19 protein-coding genes are annotated in these 14,572 nt (G+C 54.8%); 3 read left to right on the forward strand and 16 right to left on the reverse strand.

All coding sequences use genetic code 11. The features are described from left to right. Positions 1-8: 8 nt before the first annotated feature. The 3 genes from rpmG to radC all read right to left on the reverse strand — a co-directional run bounded on the left by rpmG (position 9) and on the right by radC (position 1,324). Positions 9-176 carry a 50S ribosomal protein L33 gene (gene rpmG, locus ERD80_RS06000; RefSeq protein WP_001051798.1) on the reverse strand — a complete coding sequence of 56 codons (168 nt, stop codon included), beginning with the start codon at positions 174-176 and terminating at the stop codon, positions 9-11. An 11-nt stretch (positions 177-187) separates the two neighbouring features. Then, positions 188-424: a 50S ribosomal protein L28 gene (rpmB, locus tag ERD80_RS06005; protein ID WP_010616494.1), complete on the reverse strand. Its 237-nt coding sequence runs from the start codon at positions 422-424 to the stop codon at positions 188-190. A gap of 243 nt (positions 425-667) precedes the next feature. Beyond that, positions 668-1,324 (reverse strand): DNA repair protein RadC, encoded by a 657-nt coding sequence (radC, locus tag ERD80_RS06010; protein WP_021507076.1) that lies wholly within the window; start codon positions 1,322-1,324, stop codon positions 668-670. A gap of 190 nt (positions 1,325-1,514) precedes the next feature. On the opposite strand from radC, the gene coaBC reads away from it, so the two are divergent. The 3 genes from coaBC (at position 1,515) to slmA (ending at position 3,883) form a co-directional block, all read left to right on the forward strand. Beyond that, complete coding sequence (gene coaBC, locus ERD80_RS06015; RefSeq protein ID WP_058775471.1) at positions 1,515-2,744, forward strand: bifunctional phosphopantothenoylcysteine decarboxylase/phosphopantothenate--cysteine ligase CoaBC; 1,230 nt, start codon at positions 1,515-1,517, stop codon at positions 2,742-2,744. Then, positions 2,713-3,171 carry a dUTP diphosphatase gene (gene dut, locus ERD80_RS06020; protein ID WP_031279631.1) on the forward strand — a complete coding sequence of 153 codons (459 nt, stop codon included), beginning with the start codon at positions 2,713-2,715 and terminating at the stop codon, positions 3,169-3,171. The genes coaBC and dut overlap by 32 nt, the downstream gene beginning before the upstream one ends. 115 nt (positions 3,172-3,286) lie before the next feature. Continuing rightward, a complete protein-coding gene (gene slmA / locus ERD80_RS06025) occupies positions 3,287-3,883 on the forward strand; it encodes a nucleoid occlusion factor SlmA (RefSeq protein ID WP_136546206.1) in 597 nt (198 codons plus the stop codon). 450 nt (positions 3,884-4,333) lie between these two features. Here slmA and pyrE read toward each other — a convergent pair whose 3' ends face one another. The 13 genes from pyrE to ERD80_RS06090 all read right to left on the reverse strand — a co-directional run. Further along, positions 4,334-4,975: an orotate phosphoribosyltransferase gene (gene pyrE, locus ERD80_RS06030; protein ID WP_021507081.1), complete on the reverse strand. Its 642-nt coding sequence runs from the start codon at positions 4,973-4,975 to the stop codon at positions 4,334-4,336. A 49-nt stretch (positions 4,976-5,024) separates the two neighbouring features. Beyond that, the gene (gene rph, locus ERD80_RS06035) at positions 5,025-5,741 is read right to left on the reverse strand and encodes a ribonuclease PH (protein ID WP_021507082.1); all 717 of its coding nucleotides are present in this window, start codon (positions 5,739-5,741) and stop codon (positions 5,025-5,027) included. Positions 5,742-5,826: 85 nt separating this feature from the next. Next, entirely contained in the window at positions 5,827-6,231 is a 405-nt protein-coding gene (locus ERD80_RS06040) for a DUF3574 domain-containing protein (protein WP_136546208.1), read from the reverse strand. A 7-nt stretch (positions 6,232-6,238) separates the two neighbouring features. Further along, complete coding sequence (locus ERD80_RS06045) at positions 6,239-8,074, reverse strand: Wzy polymerase domain-containing protein (RefSeq protein ID WP_132466134.1); 1,836 nt, start codon at positions 8,072-8,074, stop codon at positions 6,239-6,241. Between the two features lie 277 nt (positions 8,075-8,351). Beyond that, positions 8,352-9,374: a fimbrial protein gene (locus tag ERD80_RS06050; protein ID WP_159377808.1), complete on the reverse strand. Its 1,023-nt coding sequence runs from the start codon at positions 9,372-9,374 to the stop codon at positions 8,352-8,354. Between the two features lie 126 nt (positions 9,375-9,500). Then, positions 9,501-10,508, reverse strand: coding sequence for a fimbrial protein (locus tag ERD80_RS06055; protein WP_125312162.1), 1,008 nt, complete (start codon positions 10,506-10,508; stop codon positions 9,501-9,503). 60 nt (positions 10,509-10,568) lie between these two features. Continuing rightward, a complete protein-coding gene (locus tag ERD80_RS06060) occupies positions 10,569-11,078 on the reverse strand; it encodes a hypothetical protein (protein ID WP_136546210.1) in 510 nt (169 codons plus the stop codon). Then, on the reverse strand, positions 11,045-11,899 hold the full coding sequence (locus ERD80_RS06065; protein ID WP_136546212.1) for a winged helix-turn-helix domain-containing protein: 855 nt from the start codon (positions 11,897-11,899) through the stop codon (positions 11,045-11,047). Before ERD80_RS06065 ends, ERD80_RS06060 begins: the two co-directional genes overlap by 34 nt. Before the next feature lie 9 nt (positions 11,900-11,908). Continuing rightward, a complete protein-coding gene (locus ERD80_RS06070; RefSeq protein WP_132466149.1) occupies positions 11,909-12,424 on the reverse strand; it encodes a fimbrial protein in 516 nt (171 codons plus the stop codon). A gap of 9 nt (positions 12,425-12,433) precedes the next feature. After that, on the reverse strand, positions 12,434-12,940 hold the full coding sequence (locus ERD80_RS06075; protein WP_136546214.1) for a fimbrial protein: 507 nt from the start codon (positions 12,938-12,940) through the stop codon (positions 12,434-12,436). Then, the gene (locus ERD80_RS06080) at positions 12,933-13,463 is read right to left on the reverse strand and encodes a fimbrial protein (protein ID WP_132466155.1); all 531 of its coding nucleotides are present in this window, start codon (positions 13,461-13,463) and stop codon (positions 12,933-12,935) included. The genes ERD80_RS06075 and ERD80_RS06080 overlap by 8 nt, the downstream gene beginning before the upstream one ends. A 3-nt stretch (positions 13,464-13,466) precedes the next feature. Beyond that, complete coding sequence (locus tag ERD80_RS06085) at positions 13,467-14,216, reverse strand: fimbria/pilus periplasmic chaperone (RefSeq protein ID WP_021507092.1); 750 nt, start codon at positions 14,214-14,216, stop codon at positions 13,467-13,469. A gap of 14 nt (positions 14,217-14,230) precedes the next feature. Then, positions 14,231-14,572: FimD/PapC C-terminal domain-containing protein (locus ERD80_RS06090; protein ID WP_211145569.1), on the reverse strand; the 342-nt coding region annotated here is incomplete at its 5' end.

The raw sequence follows: 14,572 nt of genomic DNA on the forward strand, positions 1-14,572 counted from the left end.
CACCAAAATTACTTAATTTTGGCTTCTTTGTAGATCACGTGCTGACGTACAACCGGATCGAACTTTTTCAGTTCCAGTTTCTCAGGTTTAGTACGTTTGTTCTTCGTGGTGGTATAGAAGTGACCTGTACCAGCAGAGGAAACCAGCTTGATCTTCTCACGAATACCTTTAGCCATGATTCAGTTCCTTAGTACTTCTCACCACGGGCGCGGATTTCGGCCAGAACCGTATCGATGCCCTTTTTATCAATAACACGCATACCTTTAGCAGATACACGCAGAGTAACGAAGCGCTTCTCGCTCTCAACCCAGAAACGGTGAGAGTGCAGGTTCGGCAGGAAACGGCGTTTCGTCGCGTTCATTGCGTGGGAACGGTTGTTACCGGTCACCGGACGCTTTCCAGTTACCTGGCAGACTCGTGACATTTCTATTCTCCAAAAATCAAATCAGCTCGAGCTTTAAAAACTAGGTTTTGGCCGCCTCGTCAGGCCTTAGCCCGCCCAGGCGAGTTCCATGTGAACCCGCTAAGCTGGCCCAAACGCCAAACCCGAGATTCTCAAAGGTGGCGTAGTATACGCCGCTAAGCCGAAGTGCTCAAGTCCCGAACAGATAAAGATCCCTCCGGATCGCGCAAAAACGCCGGATTTCTGCCCAGTTGACGCCGCGAATTACAGCCAGCCGCGCTCAGCGAAAGAGGTAAACTCACCGTGACCAATCACCAGATGATCTAATAAGCGGATATTCAGCAGCGCGCAGGCCTGCGCCACCTTGCTGGTAATCTCACGATCGGCACGGCTCGGTTCCGCCATGCCGGACGGATGATTGTGCGCCAGTATCACCGCCGCCGCGTTGAGCTTTAGCGCCTCACGCACGATTTCACGCGGATGCACTTCCACGCTGGCAATGGAGCCGGAAAACATCTTCTGCGCCTGCAAAACGCGGTGCTGGTTATCCAGAAACAGCGCCATAAAGATTTCACGCTCCTGATGTGCCAGCACGCTTTGCAGGTAGTGGCGCGTGACCTGCGGATTCTCCATCACATTTTCGCGCGCCAGCTGGCTGGCAAAAAAGCGCCGCCCCAGTTCCGCAATGGCATGCAGTTGCGTCATTTTGGCGCTGCCGACGCCCTTTATCTGCCCCAGCTCCTCTTTACTGGCGGTCATGATGCGATACAGCGAACCGAATTCATTCAGCATCAGCCGCGCCAGCCCCATCACGCTGTTGCCGCGCGTGCCGGTGCGTAAAAAGATCGCCAGCAGTTCGGCATCGCTTAGCGCCTCGGCGCCCAGCAGCGTCAGTTTTTCCCGTGGTGCCAGTTCCGTCATCGTTCCGCCCTCCTTGCAATGCCGCCATTCTGCGCCGGTGCATTGCAGGCCACCAGCGGCGCGTGACAAATTCCAGAGCCGGCTCGCAAAGGGCGCAGGCAGTGAAAAGGCGGGTCGCCGATTTTGTGATAAAGTTGCCTGCATCTGTCGCGCCAGGCGCGGCACTCTGCGTTGAAGTGAGGCAAACAACATGATGGGATTAGCCGGAAAAAAAATTCTGCTGGGCGTCAGTGGCGGCATCGCGGCCTATAAAGCACCGGAACTGGTGCGCCGTCTGCGCGATCGCGGCGCGGATGTCCGCGTGATGATGACCGATGCGGCCAAAGCCTTTATTACGCCGCTCAGCCTGCAGGCGGTTTCCGGCTATCCGGTGTTTGATGACCTGCTCGACCCGGCGGCCGAAGCGGCAATGGGCCATATCGAACTGGCAAAATGGGCCGATTTGATTGTGCTTGCGCCCGCAACCGCCGATCTGATTGCACGCATTACCGCTGGCATGGCAAACGACCTGGTCACCACCGCCTGCCTGGCCAGCGCGGCACCGGTCGCCATCGTGCCGGCCATGAACCAGCAGATGTACCGCGCGGCAGTAACGCAGGAGAATCTGCAGCGTCTGGCGCAGCGCGGCGTGCTGGTCTGGGGACCGGACAGCGGCAGCCAGGCGTGCGGTGATATCGGCCCGGGCCGCATGCTGGACCCGCTGGCCATCGTTGCGCATGCGCTGGAGTGGGCCGCGCCCGTCAACGATCTGCAACATCTCAACATTATGATCACCGCCGGTCCGACGCGTGAAGCGCTGGATCCGGTGCGCTATATCAGCAATCACAGCTCCGGCAAGATGGGCTATGCGGTTGCCGCGGCAGCGGCGAAGCGCGGCGCAAACGTGACGCTGGTTTCCGGTCCGGTGAACTTAGCCACGCCCGCCGGCGTGACGCGCATTGATGTTAACAGCGCCCTGGAGATGGAAGCGGCGGTGATGGCGCAAATCAGCCAACAAGATATTTTCATTGCCAGCGCAGCCGTGGCAGACTACCGGGCGGCAAACATTGCCGCAGAGAAAATTAAAAAACAGGGTGGCGATGATAACGTCACGCTGCAGCTGGTGAAGAACCCGGATATTGTTGCAGGCGTCGCGGCGCTCAAAGTGCAGCGCCCTTTCGTGGTGGGATTTGCTGCCGAAACCCAGAATGTGGAAGAATACGCGCGGCAAAAACGGGTGCGGAAAAACCTGGACCTGATTTGCGCCAATGATGTGGCGCAGGCCGGGCAGGGCTTCAATAGCGACACCAATGCTCTTCACCTTTTTTGGCAGGAGGGAGAGAAAGTCTTACCGCTCAGTGATAAGACGCTCCTTGGCCAACAATTAATAGACGAGATTGTCAGCCGTTATGATGAAAAAAATCGACGTAAAAATACTTGATGCGCGCGTAGGCAAGGAATTCCCACTACCCACCTATGCGACCTCTGGCTCCGCGGGTCTCGATCTGCGCGCCTGCCTTGATGACGCACTGGAAATCGCACCAGGCATGACCACGCTGGTGCCGACCGGCCTGGCGATTCACATTGCCGATCCGTCACTGGCCGCCGTCATCCTGCCGCGCTCCGGTCTCGGTCACAAACACGGCATCGTACTGGGTAACCTGGTAGGCCTGATTGACTCCGACTATCAGGGCCAGCTGATGGTTTCAGTGTGGAACCGTGGCCAGGATAGCTTCACGCTGCAGCCTGGCGATCGCCTGGCTCAGCTGGTGTTTGTACCGGTGGTGCAGGCCGAATTTAACCTGGTGGAAGATTTTGACGCCAGCGATCGCGGCGCAGGCGGTTTCGGTCACTCTGGCCGTCAGTAATACGCTCACTTTTCGCATAGCCATCTTTTTATTTCTTGTCGCCACAGGCCGCTTTATCTGTGGCAGATAAGGCAGTATTGCCTGTTTTTGGTGAATTTCAGGGGTGTTGAAGGTCATGGCAGAAAAAAAAGTCGCGAAACGGAATCGTCGCGAAGAGATTTTGCAGGCGCTGGCGCAAATGCTGGAGTCGGGCGATGGCAGTCAGCGTATCACCACCGCCAAGCTGGCCGCCAATGTCGGCGTTTCGGAAGCGGCGTTATATCGCCACTTTCCCAGCAAAACGCGCATGTTTGATAGCCTGATTGAGTTTATTGAAGACAGTCTGATTACCCGCATCAATCTGATCCTGAAAGATGAAAAAGAGACGATGGCGCGTCTGCGTCTGATCGTGCAATTGCTGCTGGGATTTGGTGAGCGTAATCCAGGGCTGACGCGCATCCTGACCGGCCACGCGCTGATGTTTGAACAGGATCGCCTGCAGGGGCGCATTAATCAGCTGTTTGAGCGTATCGAAGTTCAGCTGCGCCAGGTGATGAAAGAAAAGAAGATGAGCGACGGCGAAGGTTTCCAGACCGATGAGACGCTGCTCGCCAGTCAGCTGCTGGCATTCTGCGAAGGTTTGCTGTCACGCTATGTGCGCTCGGAGTTCCGTTATCGTCCGACCGCCGATTTCGACAGCCGCTGGCCGCTGATTGCCGCACAGCTGGTTTAATACGCACAGCGGATTTGTAGCGGCGCGATCCATCGCGCAATAAATTGCGCCGCTACGCTATCGTGCGGCGCTGAATATCGCGCTAAACCTTAAATACCGTACTCTTTGCAATCGCCCCGACCTTCGCCACCAGGTGCGCATCAATGCGCACCCTACGCCCTGGCATCCTGCGACTGTAGGGGCGCCATTCATGGCGACCGCGGCAAACCTTAAATGCCGTACTCTTTGCAATCGCCCCGACCTTCGCCACCAGGTGCGCATTAATGCGCACCCTACGCTCAAACATCCTGCTACTGTAGGGGCGCCATTCATGGCGACCGCAGCAAACCTTAAATACCGTACTTTTTACGATACGCCTTCACCTTTGCCACCAGGTGCGCATCAATGCGCACCCTACGCTCAAACATCCTGCTACTGTAGGGTCGCCATTCATGGCGACCGCGGCAAACCTTAGATGCCGTACTCTTTGCGATACGCCTTCACCTTCGCCAGATGGTCGGCCATCTCTGGCTTCTCCGCCAGGTAATCAATCAGCTCGCTCAGCGTAATGATCGCCGTGACCTTGCACTGATAATCGCGCTCCACTTCCTGAATCGCGGAAATCTCGCCACGGCCACGCTCCTGGCGGTCGAGTGAAATCAGCACGCCGGCCAGCGTGGCGTTGTGGGCGTTGATGATGTCCATCGATTCACGAATTGCCGTGCCGGCGGTGATCACATCATCGACCAGCATCACTTTGCCCTGCAGCGGGCTGCCCACCAGTAAACCGCCTTCGCCGTGATCTTTGGCCTCTTTACGGTTAAAACAGTACGGCACATCGCGGTCATGATGATCGGCCAGCGCCACGGCGGTAGTGGTCGCAATCGGAATGCCTTTGTAGGCCGGGCCAAACAGCAGGTCGAAATCGACGCCGCCATCCACCAGCGCCTGCGCATAGAAACGGCCCAGCAGCGCTAAATCGCGCCCGGTATTGAACAGACCGGCATTAAAGAAATAGGGACTTTTGCGGCCGGACTTCAGGGTGAACTCACCAAACTTTAATACCCCTTTGTTCAGGGCGAACTCAATAAACTGACGCTGCCAGGCTTTCATTTCTCACTCCTCAAATAAAGAAAAGGCGACTCTGTGGTCGCCTGTTACATCAATCAATTAACGCCGCTTTCTGCGCCTGAATCAGCTGCTCAATGCCGCCGCGCGCCAGCGCCAGCAGCTGCAACAATTCGTCATGGCTGAACGGCTCGCCTTCTGCGGTGCCCTGCACCTCAATCATGCGGCCATCTTCGGTCATCACCACATTCATATCCGTTTCAGCGGCGGAGTCTTCGACATACTCTAAATCACACACCGCTTCACCGGCCACGATGCCGACCGAGATCGCCGCCACCATGCCTTTCAGCGGGCTGGCTTTCAGTTTACCGGCTGCCACCAGCGCGTTCAGCGCATCCGCCAGCGCCACGCAGGCACCGGTGATCGCCGCGGTACGCGTGCCGCCGTCGGCCTGAATCACGTCGCAGTCCAGCGTGATGGTGAATTCACCCAGCGCCTGCAGATCAACCGCCGCACGCAGCGAGCGGGCGATAAGGCGCTGGATTTCCAGCGTACGTCCGCCCTGCTTGCCTTTGGCGGCTTCACGCGCCATACGGCTGTGCGTCGAACGCGGCAGCATACCGTATTCTGCGGTTACCCAGCCCTGACCTTTGCCTTTGAGAAAACGCGGCACGCCCTCTTCAACGGTCGCGGTGCACAGGACTTTGGTTTCGCCGAACTCGACAAGAACCGAGCCTTCCGCATGTTTGGTAAAGTGACGAGTGAGGGTGACGGGACGCACTTCAGAAGTGCTACGGCCTGCTGGACGCATGGTTTCTCTCCGGCTTGCTTGGGTTTGGCTGCGCATTATACGGACTTCACAGGCGGCTGTCCTGCCCGCGTGCAGCCAGCGCGTGTTACAGCGCCGCGCACACCAGCGAGTCGATACGCGTCACCGGTTGTGTCGCAAAACGATGTTTAAACTTGTCGCGCAGCGCGTTAATGCTTTCGGAGCTGGCCCGATCCGCCGGATGAAGCAATACCAGTACCTTGCGATTGCCCTGCGGGCCGCGGGCATCGTAAATCGTCAGCGGCGAGGGAAAGTGCGGCGTGATGTCGCGTTCAGCAAACTGCGACCAGCCCGCTGCGCCAGCGGGGGACGGCAGATCAAACCACAGCGTGGTTTGCATCATCATCTCGCCGGCCCCGCACACGGCCACGGGCGCGGTATGCGGCGGAATAACCTGCGGGGTGGGCGGAGAAGTCTGACATCCACTTAACATCATGGCGAAGCCCAGCGGCCCCATCCATTTATTCAACATCTTAGCCTCAGAAGTTGCCTGTCTCATCTGTCACAGCATAGGCCGCCGATGACCATTCCGTCATCATTTTTGCTTTCAGCTGCAGCAGGCTTTCATCTGTCGGATAGAGAGTCAGCGCCTGACGCAGCAGCCTGCGCGATCGCTGATAGTGACGCAGATGCCACTCAATCATCACCGCATTCCGGAACACGTTGAGATCGTTATGGCGCTCCAGCCACAGCGATGACTGCTGCACAAAGCGCGCCAGCAGGCGCTCATCCCGCGTCTGGTTGTAGCGCATCAGGCAATGCACCATTTCGCCAAACTCATAGCGCTCGCCCTGAATCCACGGATTCCACAGCTGATCGCGTGAAGGGTACGAGAGGAACTGACCGCGCTCCGCCTGGGTGAGCAGCGCGTTGGTCTGCAGGCCGCTGAAGAAGAACAGCATCAGCGCAATCGCGCCGCCGGCCATGTTCAGGCGCAGCATACGCGACGGCAGACCCGGCGTCGCAGGTTCAATCATTGATCGATCTTCGGGTTGACGTAACGCCAGATGGGTAAGCAGCATCAGCAGCCACAGATGCGGCAGCGATTGATAGAGCGGAAATTCGACCATGGTGTGCAGCATGACGGGCAGCGTCAGACTCCACAGCATCAGGCGCTGCGGCTGACTGCGCCAGCGCCACAGCGGCGTCAGCCATGCCAGCAACACGGCGGTGAAGCCTACCATCGGCAAAACACCGCCTTCCACCCAGCTATACAGCCACTCGTTATGGGGATGGGTGGCGTTGAAATCTTTCAGGTGGATCGCGTCCACCATGCGTATCCGCGAAAAATGATACTCAAACTGACCAAAGCCCCAGCCGCTGAACGGTTTTTCCATGATCATCCGCAGCGTGTATTCCAGCAGCTGCTGGCGCGCCAGGTCGGACGCCGCAAATTCACGCATGCCAGGCGCTAATTCATTGCGCAGCAGCAGGGCGCACAGCACGGCCAGCGCCATCACCATGACGATCCTGATGATTACCGCGCGCTGGCGACGATCGCACACCAGCAGCATCACCAGCAGCGCCAGCGCAAAACCAAACGCACCGGTACGCGACTGCGTCAGAAGCAGTGCCAGGCTGTTGATCAGCACTGCCGGCAACAGCAAGAGGCGGTGCCTGATGTCAGATTGCAGACAGAGCCAGACCGTAGCCGCCAGACCGGTCGCCAGAAAGCTGGCCAGCAAATTGAACTGCTGAAAAATACCGTAAGGGCGAATCTGGCCGGCGTGATAACGAAACTCCATCAGCGTTTGCAGCTGGGCCGGAAAACAGGTTTGCGCAATCGCCAGCAGCGCCTGCAAGGTGCTGAGCAATACGATGCCGGCAATGATTTGCTGACGCTGCTGCCAGAGCTGCGGCATCAGGCCCAGCAGCAGCCACAGAATGAGTATGGCACTGAGCCCCAGTAGTCGGATAACGCCGGTCAGCAGTCCGTTATCGTTCTCCTGCAGGATCACCGCCAGCGCAAAGCAAAACAGCATCAGCAACAGCGCATGCGTCATGACGTTGTCATCAATTAAATCGCGCGGCTGGCGCCAGTTCTTCAACAGCAGCGTGGCTGCCAGCAGCGCGAGGCAGCCTGCAGTGAGCAAATTCAGCGGCAGATCAAAGCCATTGCCACCACTGTTGGGCAGATAAATCAGCGTGGGGAGAAAACAGATAAGGCAGGCCAGCGAAGCGAAAGGGAAAGAAGCGACTTTCTCACCGCACTGTCCCCGACGCCGCCGCTGCAGAAATTGCTGCATCAGCAAAGGCGGCGTGACGCGCGGGTCTCGTCCGGACAGATACCACGACATAAAACAGAGAAAGAGCATAGCAAACCCAATTGCCGAAACAGGCCAAAAACTGTCTCGTTGAATAATGGTTGATAGACTTTGGCTACAGAAAATGTACGGCCAAAAAGCTGTGAATGGTGTGAAAACCCCCGTGAATCATGGTGATTCACACAGCTGTGATGATGAAAAATATTTTCAAACACCGTTAACCGGTGCCGCTTCAGGTTAAGCCGATCTCCCTCTGATAAGTGTTTAACTTTAACCATCATAAAAAGATTAATTAACATTAATATCAATAACGCGGTTTAAAGCATCATCATGGCAGGCTGATCAGCAATGTTGCTGAAGCATTGAATTCACCACCGCTCAGCGGTTGTCCTTTCTTTTTCACCGGGAACACGGTGATAACTTCTGACGCCATGCCGTTGATTAACCGGACAGCAGAAGTGCCCATCGGTTTAAGCAGTTGCCCTTTGTGCTTAACCGCAATACCCAGATCAGGATAGTTGGTGGCGATGAGTTCATCCGAGAAAGAGGTGGTTCCGGCAACTAAGCGTAAATTAACTTCCTGATTTAATGCAGAACTGCATTTGACTTCTAATGGCACATCTTTGTAGTTGGCGGGATTGGACACTGATTCAGAAACGGAGCTTACCGCGATGCGGTCAAATTCAACGTTAATATCCGTGCCGTTATTAATATCGCAGACAATGGGTACCGGAATGATAATGCCGTGAGGTCCGATAACGATTTTTAGCAAGGGTTTTTCGGGTCTCGGAGGATAAGGCCGCGATATATATCCAATAGTATAAATGGTGGCAATCTCTACATTGGGTGGAACAAAAATTGCCCCACCAACAATATCTTTAGTTATAATGAACTCAGTCATGAGATATGAAGCAGTTGAAAAACCATCATAAACTCTACCTAGACCTGGTAGTATCGGACCACGGCCAGAACCTTTATATACACCATCTTCAAAGGTCACTGGATAAGGATACCAGCTTGGCCCATATACATGCATTTTCACGTCAACTTCATCGGTGAGCCTGTAATAGCCGCTATTTTTAACTGATGGGATGAAATAGGCACCAAGGTCAGCTTCGATACGCACATTATTCCATTCATATTTTCCAGGATTATTACATATGCCAGAAAAATACCCTAATGATTCATCAAAGAATATCCTGCCACTCGCTCCTTCTTTAGGAGGCGTGTAGCTAGCCAAACGGCCTGATGTCAACACCATAACCGCTAAGGGGTCAGTCCAGCAGGCATAATCAAGGCCAGCATGAGCCTGACCAGAGAAGGTGTTCATAAAAAAAAGTTTAGCAACCAATAATATATATTTCCTTCGCAACAAAAATAACCTCATCGGCTAACCTCTAAAAAAATTAATAGTAAAACCATAATATAATCATTTTAAAAATATCATCCTTCACGCCGCCATCTCGTTGGTTTTTAGTTATGGTAATGTAAGAATTAGGGTTGCTGACGAGTTAATATCACCCAACTTTATTTCTTTAGCATTTGGATTTTTTACTGGAGAAACGGTGATAACATCGTTACCATAACCATTATTGATTGAAGACGGAAATCCGCTTAGAGGTGAAATTACTTTTCCCTTATGAAAAATAGCAAAGGCAACGTCTGGATTATCACTTATCAAAGAGTCACTCCTGAAGGATGAAGCCGTCCCTATGATATTAACTTTTACAGCCTGACTAATTGGTTCATTACATTGAAAAAACAAAGATGCATCTTTTCCACTTTTCGACATGTACGTATCAGCTGGGATTTCATTCACGTCGATATTACCAAATTCAATATTGGTCATTGCCCCGCCATTTATACTACATAAAACAGGCACGGGTATAACCTGAGATCGTGTATAAACTTCAATAACAGGAGAGTGGGCATATTCACCATAGTTGTTATATAGGCCAAATTTTCTAAAAAGATTAGACACCATTATTTCCGATGGAATAATTATAGCCCCACCAATAATATCCCTCCTTAAAATCAGTTCAACCTCACCATTACCGCCAGCCTCCATCCCAACAATTCTAACCTCACTTCCCTGTGGGATTGGGATACCGTCCTTCTGACCTAAATTTTCAAATGGAACGGTGTAATATTGTCGTCCATCCTGATATTTTATTTTTATATCCAGATCATCAGACAACTTATAATAACCCCTGTTAATTTCTGAAGGCGGCAAGACTGAATCGCCTTTCAGAAAGTACTCCCTGGCAGCAACGCCATTTAAATTATTACATATTGACGAGTAAAAATTAGGCGAACTTCCATACTTAGCGATACCTTTATCACCTTTTTTGTTTCCCGTTATAGTTAAGTTTGTAATTTCAGCAACTAATTTATTAGGTGGGTTCTCCCAGCAGGTTTTATCTGGCTCAGCAAACGAAGGAAGACTTAATAAACATAAAAAAATTCCAATAAATTTAATCTGCATAAATTCACTCTAATTAAACATAAAAACAAAGACCGACATTTTTAGAATAATTACCTAAAGTTATTTCCTGCAAATCACAGACGGATTCGCATTATTACCAATCACATAACGCACATTCTGCAGACGATAAATCCAGCCGTAATTGACATGGCCGGGCGCCAGGCCGGCGGAGATATAGCGTTCAATATTTTGTGGTGAGGCGCGATTGGCAAGATTGTAGGAAATGGCAGTGGTTTCGCTGCGCAGCGCGGCGCCGGAGAAGCTGTGGCGCAGTTCAAAAGAGACATCAACCGGTTCGCGGCGCTGCAGTTGCTGTTGTGGCGAGTAATAACTGATCATGCCGCTGTAATTGCCGGTGGCCTGAAACAGAATGTTTTGCACTTTCCACTGCCCATGCGACACCACCAGCTGTCCCGCCTCTCTGGAAATCAGAATCGAATCCGCTTCACAATGAGGGATACGGCGCGACAGCTGATAAATCAGGATAGCCGCCAGTACCAGCGCCAGCATCAGTAATCCCCCCTGCAACACCCAGGTTACTCGGCGACGAAATATATGGCTGACCGACATAACGCATCCTTCTGCTCGATAGGGTTTTGACAGATAAACCAGCTGTAACGGTCAGCCAGCTTGGTGCGGTTGATATAGATGTGGCGTTCCTCTTCGGCCAGCTGGATAAAGCGCGCCATGCTGTCACTCACCAGCTGCAGGTTTTGATCGATCTCTTCACGTTCGGTGGCGCTGAAGTCGTCCTGGATATACCACTGCCGGCCCTGCACGTGGCGATAGGGTGCATAGGTCACAGTCACCACGTCGCGAATATCCAGCACCTTAATACCGAGTAAGGCCAGCACCAGTAACAGCACTGCGCTGATCAACATGCCGATTAACACCAGTCCGGAACGGCTGCGTGGCACCGCCGCGGGCGTTTCCTCCGCCACGGTGGCGGTGGCTGGCGGCTGCACCATCACCGGCAGCGGCGCCGTGTGCACATGAGTGGTCACCAGCGGCTGAATACGTGCTTCCGATGCAATGCGCGCTTCTTCTACGGCTTCAGCCAGCGGTAAACAGGCTTCCACCCGCACCGACTCATGCAGCCGGTAGCCCTGACGATGAACGGTGACAAAGGTTTCTCCTTCCACCCGCAGTTGCAGAAACTGTTTGCGCAGCATCGATAGCATCTGGCGCAGCGAGTTTTCCGTCACGTGCACCCCCTGGCTACGCCAGCCTTCATCCAGCAGCGTTTCGTGGCTAATGACCTCACCCGGCTTTTGCAGAAACAGCGCCAGGCAGCGTGCGCTGCTCTGGTTGAGCAGCAGCTCGTTATCATGCCGATCGCGCAACAGGCGCCGATCCGGGTCAAACGTGATATGTTGATTTATCAACCACATAACAGGCACTCAGGGATAGTTCAGATAAAAAGTAGCAATCGCCGATACGTTGCCAGGCTCAATGGTGCGCTCGGCAATCGCGCTCGCCGAAGCCTGCAGCCAGGCACTGAACTGCAGCTGGTTGTCGCCCTGCTGCAGCGGAAAATGCATCACGCCGCGGTTAATGGGCACCAGCTTTCCGTCCGCATCACTCAGGCCAATGGCCACGCCTTTGGCACCGGCATCACCGGCCAGCGCCAGCAGATCGGGCTGCTCGGCATCGGCAATGCCGTTGAACACCAGCTCGACGTCTTTACCCAGTTCGGTATCACAACCGCTCAGACGCATCACCAGCGGACGCGCCGGCGTGCGCGGATTCTGATACAGCGATTTCGCGACGATATCGCCAAAGTTGAGTTCCAGCTGCTGCTGATCCGGCTCCAGCGAACAGGGTTCCGCCACCAGCGTGCCGTGCAGCTGCATCTCTATCGCCTGTGCCTGTGACACCAGCAGCCATCCCAGTACCAGCATTACGCCCGCTCTCATCGCCTCTCCTTACTGATATTCCAGCAGTAGCGCCGCGCTGGCGGTGAACTCCCCACCCTCCAGCGTCACGCCCGGCTGCTGTACCGGCACCGCGCCGAGATCGAGTGTGCCGGGGAAAACAATCGGCAACGTGCTGTTGACCGCCAGCGGCTTGCTGGCCAGATAAAAGCGAATACCCAGCGCACTCACACTGCTGAGCAGCGCGCTGCTGTCGAAAGCGGAAGCGGTACCGGTCAGACGCACCTGCAATGCCGCACCCGGATCCTCGGTGCACTTGACCGGTATCGCCTTACGCTGCAGATAGTTGACGCCATCGATCTTTTTCACGCTCAGCGCATCGCCAAACTCAATCATCAGGCTCTGGTTGTCATTCAGCGTGCAGGGCGGATTCTCAATCAGCGTACCGTGCAGGCGCAGCTCCACCGCATGCAGCGGCCAGCAGATGCACAGCAGCAGGCTACCGATCAGCAGCCTGCTGTAATACTTCATCAACGGAACAAGTCGATGCTTAGTCATAGTTCACCTGTAACTGACCGCTGGCTGACCAGGCACCCGGCTGCAGCGGCAGCGCGGTGCGTTCCTCTACCGTCAGCCAGCTCAGCACATTGCTGCCGGCGCTGAGCGGCACGCGCAGATTGCGGAAGGTGGGCGGCAGCGGCTGATGGTTCTCATCAAACAATTGCAGGCCCACGCCGTCAGAGCCCTGGACGCGAATCAGCTGCGGGTCGGCCAGACTTTGCGGGGCAAAAAAGTCGATGCTGATGGACGGCACATGTTGCAGCCATAGCGGATCGGCGACATTGCGGATACTGTACGGACAGTCCTGCAAATGCAGCGTTAACGCCTGCTTCATCACCTGCTCGCCAACCTGTTGCAGCGCGGCGGTCGGCGTGGTATCGAGGCCAGCCGCCTGATCATTGTTACCGACGTCAAGCCAGCATGGACTCTCCTGCAGCGCGCCATACACATGCACCACGCCGTTGGTTGCCGCCTGCAGAGTCAGGCTCAACAGCGTCAGCACCAGCAACAGCACACGCATCGCTTACTGCTCCACCTTGTTACTGACGACGCTGCAGCTGTCGCCGGCACACTTCAGCGCCAGCGTTGGACGGCCGCCGTAGTCGTTGATGTAGGTTAATAGCGGCGCGCTGCCCAGTTCTGCTGCGTTCACGCCCAGATCGATACTGGTTTTTGGCGCGACCATGACCGGTTCAAAGCTCTTCTTCAGCGACTGGCCTTTCGCTGGCTGTGCATCCACCAGCGTAATGAAGTAAGGCGTGGGATTATTCAGCTGGTAGCGTGCACCCTTGCGCGTCAGCGTCAGTTTTTCCTGCCATGGCGTCACCACTGACGGATTGCTCACCACGATCGCTTCCGGGCGATAGAACAGCTTGATACGCGTCTGCAACGCGATTTGCAGCACGTTGCTCTTCTCGCTGCGCGGCGGGATTTCACGCATGCTGAAATAGAACACCGATTCACGATCCTGTGGCAGCGCCTTGATGGCTGGCAGCGCCTGCACTTTCACCACGCTGCGTTCGCCCGGTTCGACGCGCTGCACCGGCGGCAGCAGCACCAGCGGTGACGTAATTTTTTTACCGCTGCTGTCTTCAATCCAGCCCTGCGCCAGATAAGGCAGCTGCTTGTTTTCATTGCTGATATTCAGTGAGACGTTTTTTTCGTTACCGTTAAAAATGACCCGGGTGCGATCAAGCGCAATCGCCGCGTGAGCCTGCAGCGATAGCGTCAGCGTGGAGAGCAGCAAGGCGCTGCTCAGCGTTTTTACCAGCATGATTAACTCTTTCCTTACGTTGAAGAAGCAGGCGCGGCGCGGCGCGTGCAAAGTAATAACAAGTTCTGTCCTTCGTCGAGCAACTGCTGCGGCAGAGGATCGGGTAATGCCAGCTGACACTGGGTTTCGCCGTTCCAGCGCACATCCATGCTGGCACCGGCCTCAATGCCACTCAGCCATACCAGGCCGTCATCATCCAGAATGCCCACTTCGCGTCCGTTACTCTGGACGCTGGCACCAAAGGGCGGCCAACTGCCATCTTCCAGCCGGATAGCAGCCATGGCTTTAATGCCTTTAATCACACCAAAACGCCGGTAACCGATGGCGCCTTCGGTCAGGGTGATCTGGGTTACCGG

The sequence above is a fragment of the Pantoea sp. R102 genome (assembly GCF_004916815.1).
Lineage (GTDB): Bacteria > Pseudomonadota > Gammaproteobacteria > Enterobacterales > Enterobacteriaceae > Pantoea > Pantoea dispersa.

Bases quoted from the DNA above. Each gene is read 5' to 3' on its own strand.
- rpmG (WP_001051798.1), bottom strand. From the start codon at position 176: ATGGCTAAAGGTATTCGTGAGAAGATCAAGCTGGTTTCCTCTGCTGGT.
- rpmB (WP_010616494.1), bottom strand. From the start codon at position 424: ATGTCACGAGTCTGCCAGGTAACTGGAAAGCGTCCGGTGACCGGTAAC.
- radC (WP_021507076.1), bottom strand. From the start codon at position 1,324: ATGACGGAACTGGCACCACGGGAAAAACTGACGCTGCTGGGCGCCGAG.
- coaBC (WP_058775471.1), top strand. From the start codon at position 1,515: ATGATGGGATTAGCCGGAAAAAAAATTCTGCTGGGCGTCAGTGGCGGC.
- dut (WP_031279631.1), top strand. From the start codon at position 2,713: ATGATGAAAAAAATCGACGTAAAAATACTTGATGCGCGCGTAGGCAAG.
- slmA (WP_136546206.1), top strand. From the start codon at position 3,287: ATGGCAGAAAAAAAAGTCGCGAAACGGAATCGTCGCGAAGAGATTTTG.
- pyrE (WP_021507081.1), bottom strand. From the start codon at position 4,975: ATGAAAGCCTGGCAGCGTCAGTTTATTGAGTTCGCCCTGAACAAAGGG.
- rph (WP_021507082.1), bottom strand. From the start codon at position 5,741: ATGCGTCCAGCAGGCCGTAGCACTTCTGAAGTGCGTCCCGTCACCCTC.
- ERD80_RS06040 (WP_136546208.1), bottom strand. From the start codon at position 6,231: ATGTTGAATAAATGGATGGGGCCGCTGGGCTTCGCCATGATGTTAAGT.
- ERD80_RS06045 (WP_132466134.1), bottom strand. From the start codon at position 8,074: ATGCTCTTTCTCTGTTTTATGTCGTGGTATCTGTCCGGACGAGACCCG.
- ERD80_RS06055 (WP_125312162.1), bottom strand. From the start codon at position 10,508: ATGCAGATTAAATTTATTGGAATTTTTTTATGTTTATTAAGTCTTCCT.
- ERD80_RS06060 (WP_136546210.1), bottom strand. From the start codon at position 11,078: ATGTCGGTCAGCCATATATTTCGTCGCCGAGTAACCTGGGTGTTGCAG.
- ERD80_RS06065 (WP_136546212.1), bottom strand. From the start codon at position 11,899: ATGTGGTTGATAAATCAACATATCACGTTTGACCCGGATCGGCGCCTG.
- ERD80_RS06070 (WP_132466149.1), bottom strand. From the start codon at position 12,424: ATGAGAGCGGGCGTAATGCTGGTACTGGGATGGCTGCTGGTGTCACAG.
- ERD80_RS06075 (WP_136546214.1), bottom strand. From the start codon at position 12,940: ATGACTAAGCATCGACTTGTTCCGTTGATGAAGTATTACAGCAGGCTG.
- ERD80_RS06080 (WP_132466155.1), bottom strand. From the start codon at position 13,463: ATGCGTGTGCTGTTGCTGGTGCTGACGCTGTTGAGCCTGACTCTGCAG.
- ERD80_RS06085 (WP_021507092.1), bottom strand. From the start codon at position 14,216: ATGCTGGTAAAAACGCTGAGCAGCGCCTTGCTGCTCTCCACGCTGACG.